The sequence below is a fragment of the Variovorax sp. GW821-FHT10B04 genome, from assembly GCF_059415645.1.
Genome location: NZ_JBWKNQ010000001.1, coordinates 701,504 through 715,273, shown reverse-complemented (window position 1 = coordinate 715,273; position 13,770 = coordinate 701,504). Strand labels below are relative to the sequence as shown.

The following is a 13,770-nucleotide window of genomic DNA, read 5'->3' as shown; positions in this document are numbered from 1 at the left end:
GGTCGTCGGGTGCCGTGGTCTCCATCAACCCCGATCGAGCCCTTCTAGAGACTCGCGATGTTCTTCCCCAGGCCGAGTTCGAACTCGCCGGGCTGGCCGATGCCTCGCTTGAGCAGCTTGGGAATGCGTTGCTGGAAGCCTTCCCAGGCGAAGGTCTTGAAGAACGTGTCCTGCGTTTCCTGGAGTTCGGCGCTGCTGGGAAGCCCGGTCTGGTTGATGGTCGCCTTCGCCACCGCAAGCACGCGTTTGTCGAAGGACAATACGCGCTTCACGAACGCGTCGACGTGCGCGTCCAGCGCGTCGTCCGGGATGGCGCGGTTGATCCAGCCGTAGCGCTCCGCCGTCTCGGCATCGAAGTCGTCCGCACCGAGCACGATCTCGAGCGCCCGTGCGCGGCCGACGAGCAGCGGCAGCCGTTGCAGGGCACCGCCGCCGGGAATGAGGCCCGTGCCGACCTCCGGCTGACCGAAGATCGCTTTCTCGCGGCTGGCGAAGCGGATGTCGCATCCCATCGCAAACTCGCTGCCGCCGCCGCGCACGCGGCCCCGGATGACCGCGATGCTGAGGACGCTGCTGGCCGCGAGGCGCTGGGCCGTCTCGATCCAGAGCGGCACGCCGAAACGGCTGCGCGGCTCGGCGGAACTGTAGTGCGCGATGAAGAAGTCCGGATTGGCGCTTTCGAAGGTGACGACCTTCAGCGCGGCATCGGCCTCGATCTCGGTGACGAGATCGAAGAGCTCGTCGTACATACTGTCGTCGATCAGGTTGATCGGCGGGTTGTCCAGCGTCACTCGCCAATGGCCATCGCTCGTCTTGTCGACAAGCAGCTTCTTCTTCGCATCAGTCATCGTATTCTCCATGTCAGGTCGTCGCATCTTCGAAAATCACTGTACTGATCAGTACAACAATCATATACCAAACGGTACAACACGCAATGGCTAGGAAGTTGATTCGAGAACAGGCCCTGGAGCAGGCGATTCGCATCTTCTGGCGCAATGGTTACAACGGCACCTCGATGGAGATGCTGACGACCGAGCTCGGCGTCGAGAAGCCCAGCATCTATGCGGCGTTCGGCAACAAGAAGAGCCTCTATCTGGCGGCGCTCCTGCATTACCGGAAGAGCCTGGTCCGGCAGGTCGCCGAGTTCCTGGCGTCGGCGGCGACACCACGGGCCGGCATCGATCGCGTGGTTCGTTTCATGATGACTTCGCTGTACGCGCCGGGCGTGCAGGATGGCTGTCTGGTGACGAATGCCGCGCTGGAACTCGCAGACCACGATCCGGACGTGGCGGCCCATGCGACCGTCATGCTCAGCGAATTGAGTACCTTGTTCGAGGAGAAGCTCGTCGCCGCGCAGCAGGCGGGCGAGGTCACGACGCGCGTGTCGGCGGACTTGCTCGCCGGCTACCTGATCAACACCGTCGAGGGCGCGCGCGTGATGGAAAAGACGCGTCCTGGCAAGGAGCGGCTGCAGGCGCTCGCAGACTTCGCGCTGGCGGCGCTCGATCCCTGAGGAACCAACCGCCGCGCTGCGCCACGCGCTGCAAGCTCTCCCTCAACGCCCCGCGAACTTCGCCTCGAAAGCCCGGAAGTTCGCATTGCGCTCGTCGAGCGCTTCCTGGGTCGGCGGCACCATGATGGGCGCGTTCTCCTGGGCAAAGGCCTGGCATTGCTCGACGTAGGGGCGCAGGCGCTCGTGATACAGGTCGCTTGCCACGCCGAGATCGCCGCCGCATTCGGTCCAGGTGTTGGCCAGGGTCTCCGCCGCCACCATCGCCAATGTCGTGCCCATGCCCGACAGCAATGCCGCGCAGTGGCCCGCGTCACCGATGACCGCGCAATTGCCGCTGATCCACGTCGGCATGTGGGTCTGGCTCACCGAGTCGAAGTAGAAGCCTTTGGCCGCTGGATCGGCGAATGCGGCGCGAAGCGCGGGCACTTCCCATGCATCGACGCGCGACAGGAAGCCATCGATCGCCTTTCGATGCGTGGCGACGTCACGGTAGTCGTAGTCGATCTCGGGGCTGGCGACGAGCATCATGCCCTGCGGCCCGTCGCCCGCATCGCGCACGGCGATCATGAGCCCCGGGACACTCAGGAGACCGCGTTGCCATTCCCGGTCCTGGGGCAGCTGAACGAGCGCGACGTAATAGCCGAAGTGCCGAACGAAGTCCTTCTCGGGGCCGAAGGCAAGCCTGCGCACATTCGAGTGGAGGCCGTCGGCGCCGACCACCAGGTCGTAGCGATCCGCCTGTCCATCGGTCAATGTGACCTCCGCGCCGTCGGGGCCATCGTCGATCGACACGATGGAGGTCTTGTAGCGGAACTCGACGTGCCCGGGGATGCTGCGCAGCAGGATCTGATTCAACCGGTCGCGGCTGATCTCGATGTCGTTGTCGCTCTCGTTGGCGAACCAGCGCAGATCGATCGTGGCGACCTGCCGGCCGGTGGCGTCCAGCACGGGCCCCGGGCCGACGATGGCGACCTTCTGCGCGTCGATCAGGGGCAGGATGCCCATCCGTTCGGCCGTATCCAATCCGCGTCCGCGGACATCGATGGGCGCGCCTCCGAGGCGCAGGCCATCGGCGCGCTCGACGACGGTGACGCCATGTCCATGGCGCGCGAACCAGTAGGCCGCGGAGAGTCCAGCCATGCTGGCGCCGGAAATTAGAACCTTCATCATTCATTCCTTTGGCCGAATGGCCAGATCGTTCTGATTGCCCGAGATGCCGCAGTCTCAGGTCGGGAGTTTCGGGTCGGCGCTTTCGGCCGGCATCCAGTGAAGAACGCGGCGCCTGACCAGGGTCAGGACCTTGGTCAACGCGATCCCGATCAGCGACAGGATCACCAGCACGGCGAAACTGCCACCGGTGTCCATCTGCGCGTCGGACTGCAGGATGAGCACGCCCAGGCCGGCCTGCGCGCCGACGAACTCGCCCACGATGGCGCCGACGACCGAAAACGCCGCGGCCATGTCGAGTCCCGCAAAGATGTACGGCAGCGCGCTCGGCAGCTTGGCCTTGCAGAAGATCTGCCACGGCGTGGCGGACATCGAACGCAGCAGATCGAGGCGGTCGGCATCGACGGCCTTGAAGCCGGCCACGCTCGTCACGAGAACCGGGAAGAAGGTGAGCATGCAGACGACCGCCACCTTCGAACTGATGCCGTAGCCCAGCCACATGATGACGATCGGCACGATGGCCACTTTCGGAATGCTCTGGAAGGCCGCCACATAGGGACGCGCCACGGCTTCGAACAGGCGGCTCTGCGAGATCACGACACCGAGCGCCAGGCCGATGGCGCTGCCGATGCCGAAGCCGAGCAGCACTTCGACCGTCGTGACGGCGCCGTGGTACCAGAAGCCATCGAGCGCCAATGGCGAGGTCGCCAGGCCGCGCCACAGTGCGATGAGCACATCGCTGAGAGGCGGCACCAGGAACTTGGGGACATGCAACAGGCGGGTACCGAATTCCCACAGCCCGATCATCGCGGCCAGCACCACGATGGAAAGCGCTCTTGGAAAGTGCGGGGAGTCGATCAGGCGACGCGGCGCGGCGGATTCGTCGAGATCCCTTTCGGCGGATTCATCGGGCATGTCGTCGACGGCGAAGTCTGGAATGGCGGAACTGGAAGCTGGTGGCATGGTGATCTCTTTCCTCTTCAGTCGAATGAGCCGGTGTGCTGGAACAGTTCCCGTATCTCATCGGCCGCCTGTGCGAACGACGGCTCCGACATGGCGTGCAGATTGCGCGGTCGCGGCAGATCGATCGGAATGACCCTGGCGAGCCGGCCCGGCCGCGGCGTCATCACGAGGACGGTGTCGCCCAGGAAGATGGCCTCGGGAATCGAGTGGGTGATGAGAATGATCGTCTTGCCGCTTTCGAGCCAGATGCGCTGCAGTTCGATGTTCATCTGCTCCCGCGTGAGTGCGTCGAGCGCGCCGAAGGGCTCGTCCATGAGCAGGATCTTCGGGTCGTGCAACAGCGCGCGGGCAATCGACGCGCGCTGCTGCATCCCGCCGCTGAGCTGCGACGGCAGCTTGTTCTCGAAGCCGTCGAGGCGAACCATCTTGAGCAGTGCGAGGGCCCGTGCACGTGCGGCGGTCATCTCCAGCCCGAGGACTTCGGCTGGCAGGAGAACGTTGTCCAGGATCGTCCGCCACGGCAGCAGGATCGAGTTCTGGAACACGACGCCGACATCTCTTCGCGTGCCGCGGATCGGCTGTCCGTCGAGCAGCACCGTTCCGCGGGAATAGGGCAGCAGGCCGGCGACGATCCGCAGCAGCGTGCTCTTGCCGCAGCCGCTCGGCCCGACCACCGTCGTGAACGATCCGGCGGCCAGGTTCACATTGACGTCGGACAGCGCGGTGACCTTGTTGCCGGCTGTTCCGAATGTCTTGACCAGGCCGCGGATCTTGATGAAGTCCTCTCGGGCGCGCTCGGCAGACGGTGCTGTTGCGCGCTCAGCTGAGGCGTGGATCGGACTCGTCCTTGATGGCATTGCGAATTGCACGTCGATCCTTTCGATCACAAGATGAAGTCGCGCACGAGCCCGGCCAACCGCTCGGGCGCTTGCAGCGAGGCGACATGCCCGACGCCTTCGAGGGTCACGCCGCGCGCGTCCGGAACGAGTTGCGCGATGCCGAGGGTGACCGCCGCGGGGATGAGCTCGTCCACCTCGCCGGCGATCACCAGCGTCGGTGCTGCGATCGAGGCCGCATCGCCATGGACCGTGGTCGCCGCCTGAGCCCGCCGCGCGGCGCGATCCGGCGCATCGGGCATGGCGAGCAATTGCCGGCGGACGTCGGGATTCGCATCCAGAAAAGCCTTGGGCACGAACATCTCGGCCAGTTCGCCGGCGCTGGCCGGCAGCTCGCTGCGGATGCGCGTGAACCGGGCCACGCCTGCCGGGTTGGCGTCGGCGATCGACTGCGGCATGGGCCAGGTCGCGCCCAGCACGAGGCGATCGACGATCTCGGGGTGCCTGATCGCCAGGACCTGGCCGAGGCGGCCTCCGAACGAGGTGCCAAACACGTTCACCCGCGTGTAGCCCAGCGCCCGCACGAGTGCCGCCGCGTCGTCCGCGAGCTGAGCCAGGTCGTAGGGTTGCGCGAGATTGCGCGTCTGGCCGCTGTCGCGCTGGTCGAAGTTGATCACGCGGAAAGAGGTCGCCAGCAAGGCGGCCAATTCGGCGAGCATCTTTCGCCCGCCCTGCAAGCCGTGCAGCAGAAGCAGCGGCGGGCCGTCACCTGCGATGTCGTAGGCAATCTGCAGGTCGTCGTCGAGTTGGGCGAAGTCCGTCATGCTGCAGCCTCGGCAGAGTCCGTTGCGAATGTCAGTTCGATCCTCAGGCCCAGCGGGTCCTTCACGAAGATCTGATGCAGGGGAAAGCCGGGCACCGGCAGTTCGTCGAAGGCGACACCCAGCGCATCGAGCGCGCTGCGGGCCGCCGCGACGTCGCGCCCGGTGAAGGCGATGTGATCGAGCGGCCCCGTTGCGGGCGGCGCCGGCGCATCGAGCAGGACGGCGAGATGAACGATCGGCTGCGCCCCGCTGTAGAGCCAGTGGCCGGCGAAGCTGAAGGCGGGCCGCGGGCCCTCGACCAGGCCGATGACCGCCGTGTAGAAAGCCCTGACCGCTTCGAGATCGCGCGCGGCGCATTTCAGCGTGTAGTGGTTGAGTTGGTGAACGAGCATCATGGTGTGGGGGTGCGTGTTGAAGATCTCTAGCGGCCGACTGCGTAGCCCTGCATGCCGCGCGGATTCGCGGCGGCACGAAGAATCAGGCGGCCCTCGCGGTCGCGCTCGCGGCTGCAGGCCGACAGCCGCCCCTCCGACCACTGCTCGCCGACTTCGACGGTGTGGCCGAGCGCCTCCAGCTGGGAGATGACGCTGCTCGGGAAGCGAGACTCGACGGTCAAGCCGCCCAGCCGTGTCAGCCGAGGCCAGAACGAACTGGGGTAGTGCGTCACGTGCCACGAGGGGCAGTCGATGGCTTCCTGCAGGTTCATGCCATGCACCGCATGGCGCAGGAAGAAGGCCGTTGCCCATTGGTCCTGCTGGTCGCCGCCCGGCGTGCCGAAGGCCAGGTACGGTTCGCCGTCGCGCAGCGCCAGGGTCGGCGAGAGCGTGTGCATCGGTGCGACGCCTGGCGTGAGCGTGTTGGGCAGACCTTCGTCCAGCCACGTCGATTGCAGCCGGGTGCCGAGCGCGAAGCCGAGTTCGGGAATCGTCGGGCTCGACGAGAGCCAGCCGCCCGAAGGCGTCGCCGACACCATGTTGCCTTCCTTGTCGATCACATCGATGTGGCAGGTATCGCCCACGAAGAGTTCGCGATCGACCCATTGGGCTGTCGGCGGCAGCTTGGCAAAGGTCGGCTCGCCGACGCCGTAGCGCAGGTCGGCGTTGCGCGCGGTGCGCTCGGCCACGGAGAGGTCTGGCAGCCTTGGCGTGCGCCCCAGTGGCGAGCCCGGCCGAAGCTCGCGTGCCGCCGAGGCGAGATCGAGAGAATCCCAGCGCTCCCTCGCGTACGCGTCTTCGAGCAGGGCGGCCTGGGCCTTTTCGTTCGCAGCCGGCGCGCGTCCATACCAGGCGAGCCGGTCGGCGAAGGCGAGCTTGGCGGCCTCGGCAATGCGATGTGCGAATCCGGCGCTTTCCGGTGCGAAGCGTTCGAGCTCCGCATGCTGCAGCATCGACAGCTGTTGCAGCATCATCGGCCCCTGGCTGCCGAAGCCGCCTTTCAGGATCGAGTAGCGGCCGAAGTCGATCGATGCGGGCGCCTCCACTGCCACGCGCCAGGCCGCCATGTCGTCGAAGCGCAGCAGGCCGGCGTGTGCTTCGCCGGTGCCGTCGAGCACCTGTGTGGTGCGCGAGAAGCGGTCGATCTCGGTCGCCACGAAGCCGCGCTGCCACACGTCGATGGCCGCCTCGATCGCATCGACGCGGCCCGTGCTGCGTTGCTCCGCCTCGGCGATCAGACGGCGATAGGTGGCCGCCAGCTGCGGCAGCCGATGCAGCGACCCGGGGCGAGGCACCTTGCCATCGACCAGCCAGGTCGCAGCCGACGACGGCCAGTGCGAACGGAACAGCTCGCTGACGGCGAGCAGCCCCTGCGCCAGCCTGGGCGCCACCGGAAAGCCTTCGGTGGCGTAGTGGATCGCGGGGGCGAACACCTCGCCCAGGCTGAAGGTTCCGTGCTGCGCGAGCAGCGTCAGCCATGACGGCAGTGCGCCGGGCACCGTGGCGCCGAGAAGACCGATGCCGGGCACGAGGTCGAGGCCGAGGCGGCGGAACTCCGCCGGCGTGGCCGCCGCCGGCGCCGCGCCCTGGCCGTTCACGAGGCGCGCCGCACGCTCGCGCTCGCTCCAGAAAAGGATCGGGACTTCGCCGCCCGGACCGTTGAGATGCGGCTCGACCAGATGCAGGACCAGGCCGGCGGTGACGGCTGCATCGAATGCATTGCCGCCTTTCTCCAGGGCACTCATGCCCGCCTGTGATGCGATCCAGTGTGTCGATGCGACGACGCCGAAGGTTCCTGCCAGCTCTGGTCGGGTGGTAAACATGCTTCGACTTTACGAAGCGAGGATCGCGCGTTGCGACAGCTTTGGCATGAGGGCATGCCATTTACGTGATGCGTGCCGACCCCTCAATAGTTGGCCGATTGGCGGATCCGCCGCGCCAATGCCAGCTCCTTGCCCGCACCTCTGATGACGTGGGCCAAGGCTTCCACCATGGGCTGGCGCGAGGCGGATCGCTGCAGCAGCAGGCAGATCGGCGGCAGTGTCCAGTCGAGGTCGTAAGGCAGGAGCCGGCAGGTGCCTGTTGCGACCAGGCGTTCACCCTGGTCGCGCGCGAGGATGGTGATCCCGTTGGGCAGGAAGCGGAGTGCGTTCTCGATGGCGCGCATCGAGATCGTCTCGACCACGGGCATCGGCGGCGGCACGCCGGCGGCCGAGAAGATCGTGTCGACGATCTGGCGCATCGGCGTGCTGGACGGCTGCAGGATCCAGTCGAGTTCGGCCAGCAGCTTCCAGTCGAGCGCGCGCTTGGCGATGCGGTCGTACACCGCGGGCGTGACGAGCAGGCCGGGTGTCTGCTCGAAGATCGGCTCCTGGATGACTTCCGCGTTGTGGTTCTGCGGCAGCGAGCGGCCGATGGCGCAATCGAGTTCGTGCGCACGCAGCGCGCTCACGAGCTCCGCGGTGGAGCCTTCACGGATCACGATGGAGATGCGCGGGCTCTCGGCGGCCAGGCGTTCCATCGCCGCGGCGAGCAGCATCTCCGGTGCGTGCGGAATGATGCCGATCCGGACGCGGCCGTGCAGCCCTGCGGAGATCGCGGTCAGCCTTTGCGAGGTCATGCTGAGGTCCGCGAGCGAGACCTCGGCGTATTGCAGGACGGCCTCGCCCGCTTCCGTCGGCTTCAGGCCTGTCGGCGTCCGCTCGAAAAGCATGGTGCCGAAGATGTCCTCGACATCCTTGAGCGCCTTGGTGATGGCCGGCTGGCCCATGCCCAGCACGTCGGCGACGCGGCTGATGCGCCGATGCTGGGCAATGAGCGAAAGCAGGGTCAGGTGGCGCAGCCGAAGCCTGGACAACAGCAGGTGGTTGAGTGCCGCCGAGCGGTGCTTGATGTCGGGCGAAGAATTCATTGCTCGGAATAGGCACGACTTACGCCGGCCGGTATGACCGAATTTGAATGGCGCCATCAGCAAATCGATCGCCGATGCCACCCTGCTTCTCTACGCTTCGTTGCATGGACCATCCCGATACACAAACCATGCCAGACTCGAAATACCTCCATCTTCCAGCGGTCGAAGTCGAGCGCCTGTGCGACGCGCTCGACGGCGCGCCGTCATGGCCCCATGCCATGGCCCACATCGACACGGCGCGACGCGCCTGGGCTGGCAACGGCGTCCTGTCGGTCAACGTCAATGTCGACGCGCCCGAGCGCCGTGCCGGCGAAGTCCTGCTGCAGCGCATCTGGTCTTCCGACCCGCAGAGCTATCCGGTGGGCGGACGCAAGCACAAGCGGATGACGCCCTGGACGCGCACGCTGGTGGTCGATCACAAGGTGTATCTGACCGAAGGCCATGCCGCAATGGCCGACACCTTCGACGACCACGTGTTGATGGCCTCGCTCGGCCTGTATGCGGCCGTCAACATTCCCATTCTCGACAGCGACGGGCTTTGCGTCGCCATCTTCAACTTCATGGGCGCACGGACGGAGTGGAACGCGCAGCAGGTCGCCGCATTGCGTTGCCTGGCGACGCTGGCCCGCCCCTGGATCCTTGCCGAAGCGGCACAGGTGCCTCATGTGTCGCGCGCAGAAAGCGTGACGTGAGCCCTCGCCGTACCAGAGAGACCCGCCACCACGGCCGGCCCGTCGCATTCCAGTCCCCATGCTTACAGGAGTCTTCATGATCGACCGTCGCAGATTCAACATCGCCGCCCTGGCCCTCGGCGCCGCCACGACCGCGGGCCCCATGATCGCGCGTGCGCAGCCGCGCCGCGTTTTTCGGCTGGCCAATGCGGCCAACGTGAACGATGCCCAGCAGTGCTTCATCACCTGCGGCCAGTCGCCGCGCCTGGGCTATTACGCGGCCGAAGGCGTCGACGTGGAATTCGTCAACATGAGCAATCCCTCGCAATCGATGCAGACCATCGTGACCGGCGAGACCAACTTCGGCACGGTGTCGCCGATCATCTTCTTTGGCCAGGCGGCCAAGGAACCCGAGCTTGGCGTGGTCGCCGTGTACAACTTCCTGCCGGGCTCCGCATCGAGCCTTTGCGTGAAGCCCGACAGCCCGTACAAGTCGGTCCTGGATCTCAAGGGCAAACGCATCGGCATCCGCAACCAGGGTGATGCCGGCCCCATCACGCTGCGCCTGATGTTCAAGGAACTCGGGGTCGCCGATCCGGGTGTCTCCTTCATCCCGATCGGCGACGGCGGACCGGCCGGCAAGGCGCTTCACGAGGATCGCGTCGATGCCATCATCTCCTTCGACACCGCGACGGCACGGGTCGAACTGGCCGGCTTTCCGCTGCGCTACCTGCCGCTGACGCCGAAGGTCGCGGCCATCAGCTCGGCCTGGTTCGGGGTCAGCAAGAAGGACCTCAAGGAGAACCACAAACAGTATGTGGGCCTGTTCCGGGGCATGGCCAAATCGACGCTCTTCGCACGGGCCAACCTCGATCAGGCGATCAACCTGCATTGGGCGCGCTACCCGGAGAGCAAGCCGAAATCGAAGACCGAGGAAGAAGGCCGCGAGGAATTCAAGAAGATCCTGGCGCGGCGCAAGGACAACTGGGTACGCAAGGACGACGACCCCGAAAGACGCCACGGCTACATTGCGCCGAGCGACGCCGAAGCCAATGTCGCGCTTGCCAGCGAAGTCACCAAGGACCCGGAACTCGCGGCCAAGCTGGGCGACATCGGCAAGTGGTACAGCAACGAGCTGATCGACGAGGTCAATGCGTTCGACAAGGCCGCGATCATCCGGCAGGCGCGCGAGTTCAAGGCCTGAGCTTGCCGTCCCTGGAGGCGAGTTGCGCGCGGAGTGTCGCGACTTCCGCTTCCAGCGCGCCCAGTCTTTCACGCAGCGGCCGGACACCCGCGGTGACTTCTTCTTCCGTGAAGCGGGGCGTGATGTGCTGCGGGCAGTTCCAGTCGAAGGCTTCCAGCCGCACGCGCAGGATGCGTTCGAGCTTCGCCTTGTAGCCCGGCACCGTGACGAGTTCCGCAAGTGCCGCATCGGACTCCAATGCAACGGCTTCGACGCGTGCATAGATCTTCAGCCGGGCGCGACTCGCATAGTCCATCAGGAACAGGCAGGCGCGGTCATTGGCCGCCAGATTGCCGGTGCTGATGTATTGGCGATTGCCGCGGTAGTCCGCAAACGCCAGCGTCCTGTCGTCGATCACCTTCAGAAAGCCGCGCGGCCCGCCACGATGCTGGACATAGGGCCAGCCCGTTTCCGACACCGTGGCCATGTAGAAGCTGTCGCGGTCCGCGATGAAGGCGGCCTCGTTCTCGCCGAAGCTGTCGAAGTCGCGATGCCCCTTGAAGTCGCGCCACAGGTGGTCGGCGCCCATCGCCGCCTGCGCCGCCTGCACGCTGGGCGTCGATGCAATGTCCATGAAGCCGTAGGCCATTTCACACCTCCGATCGAGTCGAATGACTCGCTTGCAGCAATGATGGACCTTTGCAGTGGAATAGATAATCCAGCAGATTCGGTAATCTCTCTACCGAAAAATGGAAGGATGATCCATGGACCGTTTCGAGGCCATGTCCATGCTGGTGTCGGTGACCGAGACGGGCAGTCTTTCCGCCGCGTCGCGCGCACTGCAGGTTCCGCTGGCCACGCTGAGCCGGAAGATCTCGGACCTGGAGGCGCTCCTGGGCACGCGCCTGCTGACCCGCACGACGCGCAAGCTCACCCTGACCGATGTCGGCGTCGCCTATGTCGCTTCGGCCCGCCGCATCCTCGAACAGGTCGAAGACGCCGAGCGCACGGCGGCCGGCGAGTTCACCGTGCCCCGGGGCGAACTGGTGGTGACTGCGCCCATCATGTTCGGCCGCCTGCATGTGCTGCCGGTCGTGGCCGAGTTCCTGGCGGCGTTCCCCGAAATCAACATTCGGCTCGCATTGGGCGATCGCAATGTGAATCTCGTCGACGACCATGTCGACATGGCCGTGCGGATCGGCAAGCTGCCCGACAGTTCGATGGTCGCGACCTCCATCGGCACGATGCGGCTGGTGACCTGTGCGAGCCCGGTGCTCCTGGCCGCCCGGGGCGAGCCGCTCGAACCTGCGGCGTTGGGCCGCTTTCCTTGCGTGGCAGTCGGCACACCCTTGCCGTCACCATCTTGGCGCTTCAGGGATCCCCGTTCGGGAGCGGCAATCGACGTCCCCCTCCAGCCACGGCTGACCGTGACGACGACGGAGGCCGCGGTCGATGCGGCGAGCCTTTCCGTCGGAGTGACGCGCCTGCTGCATTACCAGGTCGTCGATCCGGTCGACCGAGGCCAGCTCCGGATCATCCTGGCGGCATACGAGCCCGAAGCCGCGCCGGTCCACCTGCTGCATGTGTCGCGGGGCCAGATGCCGCTGAAGATGCGGCGCTTTCTCGATTTCGCCGCACCTCGATTGCGGCAGGCGATCGGGGCGGGCCTTCAGCCGTCGGCGTAATGCCTACCGCGGGACCGACCCGGCCGGTCCGAACCAGGCCGTGGCGGCGCGCTCGACGGCACCGTCGGCCGGCATCTCATCAGATGCCCATGCGACGAAGCCGTCCGGGCGCACCAGCACGGCGGTCAGCCCGAGTTCGTTCTGTGCGCGGAGCGCGACGTACCGGATTCGATCGGCCCAGGGCGTGACGCTGCGCCGCAAGGACGCCGGATCGCCGAAGTCGACCAGCACGCCCGCGCCGTGCCGCAGATGGCAGGCGAGCCTGCTGCCGTCGTCGAACGCGAAGTCCGGAGCGCTGCGGCCGACCAGTGGATGTCCGCCGCCCAGGTCGTATTGCAGCGAAACGCCCCACAGCCGTTCGGCGAAATAGGTGGCGCCGTCCGGCGTGTCGACCAGGTCGCGGACGATGTGCTCGACCGCGCGTGCGTGCGGGTCGGGCCGCATGACAGCGACCTGCGCGCGAGTCCAGTCCAGAACCCATTGCCCGACCGGATGCCGTTCCGCCTGGTAGGTGTCGAGCAGATCGGCAGGTGCCGTGCGCCGGATGACGGCTGCGAGCTTCCAGCCGAGGTTCATCGCGTCGCCCAGGCCCGTGTTCAAGCCTTGGCCTCCCAGCGCGGAGTGGATGTGCGCCGCATCGCCGACCAGAAGCACACGGCCCTTGCGGTAGGTCGTTGCCAACCGTGCCCGGTCGGTGAAGCTCGTGGCGAGGTGCACGGCCGACAGCGTGACGTCCGTGCCCGTCACGCGCCGCAGCACCGCCTGCAGATGTTCGGCGGTGATCGCCTTCGCGCGGTCGAAGGCACCCCCGTCGAAGTCCGCGATGGCGATCTGGCCCGGCTGGTTCATGTAGAAGCCCGACGGCGTCGCGTTGCGTCCCGGTCGCAGCGGGCTGGGCTCGGCGATGTCCACGAGCGCGTAGTACGCGGTGAACTCGGGCTCCGTCCCTTCGAACGCGAAGCCGGCCAGCTTGCGCACCGTGCTGCGGCCGCCGTCGCAGCCGACCAGCCACCGTGCGCGAAACGCGGCGGTGCCCGCGCCGACCATGACTTCCTCCCCGCGGTCGTCGAGCCCGGTGACCGGCAGCCCGCGCCGGATGTCGACCCCGAGCGCGATGGCCCGTGCCGCCAGGACGGACTCCACCGAGCCCATGTCGGCCGCGAAGTTCGTGGACGCCGGGTTGGGCAGGCGGTACGTCCACCGGGACGGGTCGATCTTGGCCGCATCGATGCCGATGCCTGCGAAGTGGCCGGCCTGCGCCTTGCGCGGGGCGCCGGTAGCGGACCGGTCGCCCGCGGCACGTGCGGTGGCGGCCGCCGCCAGCACGTCGTCGAGCAGCCCGCGGCGATGAAGTGCCTCGCCCGTTGCCACGGACAGGCCACGGGTGCCGAGCGGTGGCGCCTTCAAGGGCGTGACGGGGCTGTCGGCCCGCTCGAGAACCAGCACGTCGAGCTTGGCGAGTGCGAGCTCGCAGGCGAGAAAAAGGCCGACGGGGCCGGCACCGGCAATGACGACGTCGTAAAGACGCGAAGAAGAATAGACAGTCATGGATGGACAGGACGGAAGCGTCGACCGCGCGCGCA

Annotated in this window: 14 protein-coding genes; 4 read left to right on the top strand and 10 right to left on the bottom strand. The window is 66.6% G+C overall.

All coding sequences use genetic code 11. The features are described from left to right. Positions 1-44 precede the first annotated feature (44 nt). The gene (locus tag AC07PZ_RS03420) at positions 45-848 is read right to left on the bottom strand and encodes an enoyl-CoA hydratase/isomerase family protein (protein WP_495293600.1); all 804 of its coding nucleotides are present in this window, start codon (positions 846-848) and stop codon (positions 45-47) included. 86 nt (positions 849-934) lie between these two features. Between AC07PZ_RS03420 and AC07PZ_RS03415 the strand changes: the two genes are divergently transcribed. Next, positions 935-1,513 (top strand): TetR/AcrR family transcriptional regulator, encoded by a 579-nt coding sequence (locus AC07PZ_RS03415; protein ID WP_495293599.1) that lies wholly within the window; start codon positions 935-937, stop codon positions 1,511-1,513. A gap of 42 nt (positions 1,514-1,555) precedes the next feature. Here AC07PZ_RS03415 and AC07PZ_RS03410 read toward each other — a convergent pair whose 3' ends face one another. From AC07PZ_RS03410 to AC07PZ_RS03380, 7 genes are all read right to left on the bottom strand, one after another. Continuing rightward, complete coding sequence (locus tag AC07PZ_RS03410) at positions 1,556-2,680, bottom strand: FAD-dependent monooxygenase (protein WP_495293598.1); 1,125 nt, start codon at positions 2,678-2,680, stop codon at positions 1,556-1,558. 57 nt (positions 2,681-2,737) lie between these two features. After that, positions 2,738-3,643 (bottom strand): ABC transporter permease, encoded by a 906-nt coding sequence (locus AC07PZ_RS03405; RefSeq protein WP_495293597.1) that lies wholly within the window; start codon positions 3,641-3,643, stop codon positions 2,738-2,740. A gap of 17 nt (positions 3,644-3,660) precedes the next feature. After that, positions 3,661-4,500: an ABC transporter ATP-binding protein gene (locus tag AC07PZ_RS03400; protein WP_495293596.1), complete on the bottom strand. Its 840-nt coding sequence runs from the start codon at positions 4,498-4,500 to the stop codon at positions 3,661-3,663. A gap of 26 nt (positions 4,501-4,526) precedes the next feature. After that, positions 4,527-5,303: an alpha/beta fold hydrolase gene (locus tag AC07PZ_RS03395; RefSeq protein WP_495293595.1), complete on the bottom strand. Its 777-nt coding sequence runs from the start codon at positions 5,301-5,303 to the stop codon at positions 4,527-4,529. Continuing rightward, entirely contained in the window at positions 5,300-5,698 is a 399-nt protein-coding gene (locus AC07PZ_RS03390; RefSeq protein WP_495293594.1) for a VOC family protein, read from the bottom strand. The genes AC07PZ_RS03395 and AC07PZ_RS03390 overlap by 4 nt, the downstream gene beginning before the upstream one ends. A gap of 26 nt (positions 5,699-5,724) precedes the next feature. Further along, complete coding sequence (locus AC07PZ_RS03385; protein ID WP_495293593.1) at positions 5,725-7,560, bottom strand: gamma-glutamyltransferase family protein; 1,836 nt, start codon at positions 7,558-7,560, stop codon at positions 5,725-5,727. An 83-nt stretch (positions 7,561-7,643) separates the two neighbouring features. Next, positions 7,644-8,648, bottom strand: a complete 1,005-nt coding sequence (locus AC07PZ_RS03380; RefSeq protein ID WP_495293592.1) for a LysR substrate-binding domain-containing protein — start codon at positions 8,646-8,648, stop codon at positions 7,644-7,646. A 128-nt stretch (positions 8,649-8,776) separates the two neighbouring features. Here AC07PZ_RS03380 and AC07PZ_RS03375 point away from each other — a divergent pair, with 128 nt between their 5' ends. Both AC07PZ_RS03375 and AC07PZ_RS03370 read left to right on the top strand, forming a co-directional pair. Beyond that, positions 8,777-9,340, top strand: a complete 564-nt coding sequence (locus AC07PZ_RS03375; protein ID WP_495293591.1) for a GAF domain-containing protein — start codon at positions 8,777-8,779, stop codon at positions 9,338-9,340. 76 nt (positions 9,341-9,416) lie between these two features. Beyond that, positions 9,417-10,523 carry an ABC transporter substrate-binding protein gene (locus tag AC07PZ_RS03370; RefSeq protein ID WP_495293590.1) on the top strand — a complete coding sequence of 369 codons (1,107 nt, stop codon included), beginning with the start codon at positions 9,417-9,419 and terminating at the stop codon, positions 10,521-10,523. Here AC07PZ_RS03370 and AC07PZ_RS03365 read toward each other — a convergent pair. Beyond that, complete coding sequence (locus AC07PZ_RS03365) at positions 10,513-11,151, bottom strand: pyridoxamine 5'-phosphate oxidase family protein (RefSeq protein WP_495293589.1); 639 nt, start codon at positions 11,149-11,151, stop codon at positions 10,513-10,515. The genes AC07PZ_RS03370 and AC07PZ_RS03365 overlap by 11 nt on opposite strands. A gap of 115 nt (positions 11,152-11,266) precedes the next feature. On the opposite strand from AC07PZ_RS03365, the gene AC07PZ_RS03360 reads away from it, so the two are divergent. Beyond that, positions 11,267-12,187, top strand: coding sequence for a LysR substrate-binding domain-containing protein (locus tag AC07PZ_RS03360; protein WP_495293588.1), 921 nt, complete (start codon positions 11,267-11,269; stop codon positions 12,185-12,187). A 3-nt stretch (positions 12,188-12,190) separates the two neighbouring features. Here AC07PZ_RS03360 and AC07PZ_RS03355 read toward each other — a convergent pair whose 3' ends face one another. Next, positions 12,191-13,735 (bottom strand): FAD-dependent monooxygenase, encoded by a 1,545-nt coding sequence (locus AC07PZ_RS03355; protein ID WP_495293587.1) that lies wholly within the window; start codon positions 13,733-13,735, stop codon positions 12,191-12,193. Positions 13,736-13,770 lie beyond the last annotated feature (35 nt).

Excerpts from the sequence above, each read along its gene's own strand:
- AC07PZ_RS03415 (WP_495293599.1), top strand. The coding sequence starts at position 935 with ATGGCTAGGAAGTTGATTCGAGAACAGGCCCTGGAGCAGGCGATTCGC.
- AC07PZ_RS03395 (WP_495293595.1), bottom strand. The coding sequence starts at position 5,303 with ATGACGGACTTCGCCCAACTCGACGACGACCTGCAGATTGCCTACGAC.
- AC07PZ_RS03410 (WP_495293598.1), bottom strand. The coding sequence starts at position 2,680 with ATGAAGGTTCTAATTTCCGGCGCCAGCATGGCTGGACTCTCCGCGGCC.
- AC07PZ_RS03405 (WP_495293597.1), bottom strand. The coding sequence starts at position 3,643 with ATGCCACCAGCTTCCAGTTCCGCCATTCCAGACTTCGCCGTCGACGAC.
- AC07PZ_RS03380 (WP_495293592.1), bottom strand. The coding sequence starts at position 8,648 with ATGAATTCTTCGCCCGACATCAAGCACCGCTCGGCGGCACTCAACCAC.
- AC07PZ_RS03390 (WP_495293594.1), bottom strand. The coding sequence starts at position 5,698 with ATGATGCTCGTTCACCAACTCAACCACTACACGCTGAAATGCGCCGCG.
- AC07PZ_RS03355 (WP_495293587.1), bottom strand. The coding sequence starts at position 13,735 with ATGACTGTCTATTCTTCTTCGCGTCTTTACGACGTCGTCATTGCCGGT.
- AC07PZ_RS03375 (WP_495293591.1), top strand. The coding sequence starts at position 8,777 with ATGCCAGACTCGAAATACCTCCATCTTCCAGCGGTCGAAGTCGAGCGC.
- AC07PZ_RS03385 (WP_495293593.1), bottom strand. The coding sequence starts at position 7,560 with ATGTTTACCACCCGACCAGAGCTGGCAGGAACCTTCGGCGTCGTCGCA.
- AC07PZ_RS03360 (WP_495293588.1), top strand. The coding sequence starts at position 11,267 with ATGGACCGTTTCGAGGCCATGTCCATGCTGGTGTCGGTGACCGAGACG.
- AC07PZ_RS03365 (WP_495293589.1), bottom strand. The coding sequence starts at position 11,151 with ATGGCCTACGGCTTCATGGACATTGCATCGACGCCCAGCGTGCAGGCG.
- AC07PZ_RS03370 (WP_495293590.1), top strand. The coding sequence starts at position 9,417 with ATGATCGACCGTCGCAGATTCAACATCGCCGCCCTGGCCCTCGGCGCC.
- AC07PZ_RS03400 (WP_495293596.1), bottom strand. The coding sequence starts at position 4,500 with ATGCCATCAAGGACGAGTCCGATCCACGCCTCAGCTGAGCGCGCAACA.
- AC07PZ_RS03420 (WP_495293600.1), bottom strand. The coding sequence starts at position 848 with ATGACTGATGCGAAGAAGAAGCTGCTTGTCGACAAGACGAGCGATGGC.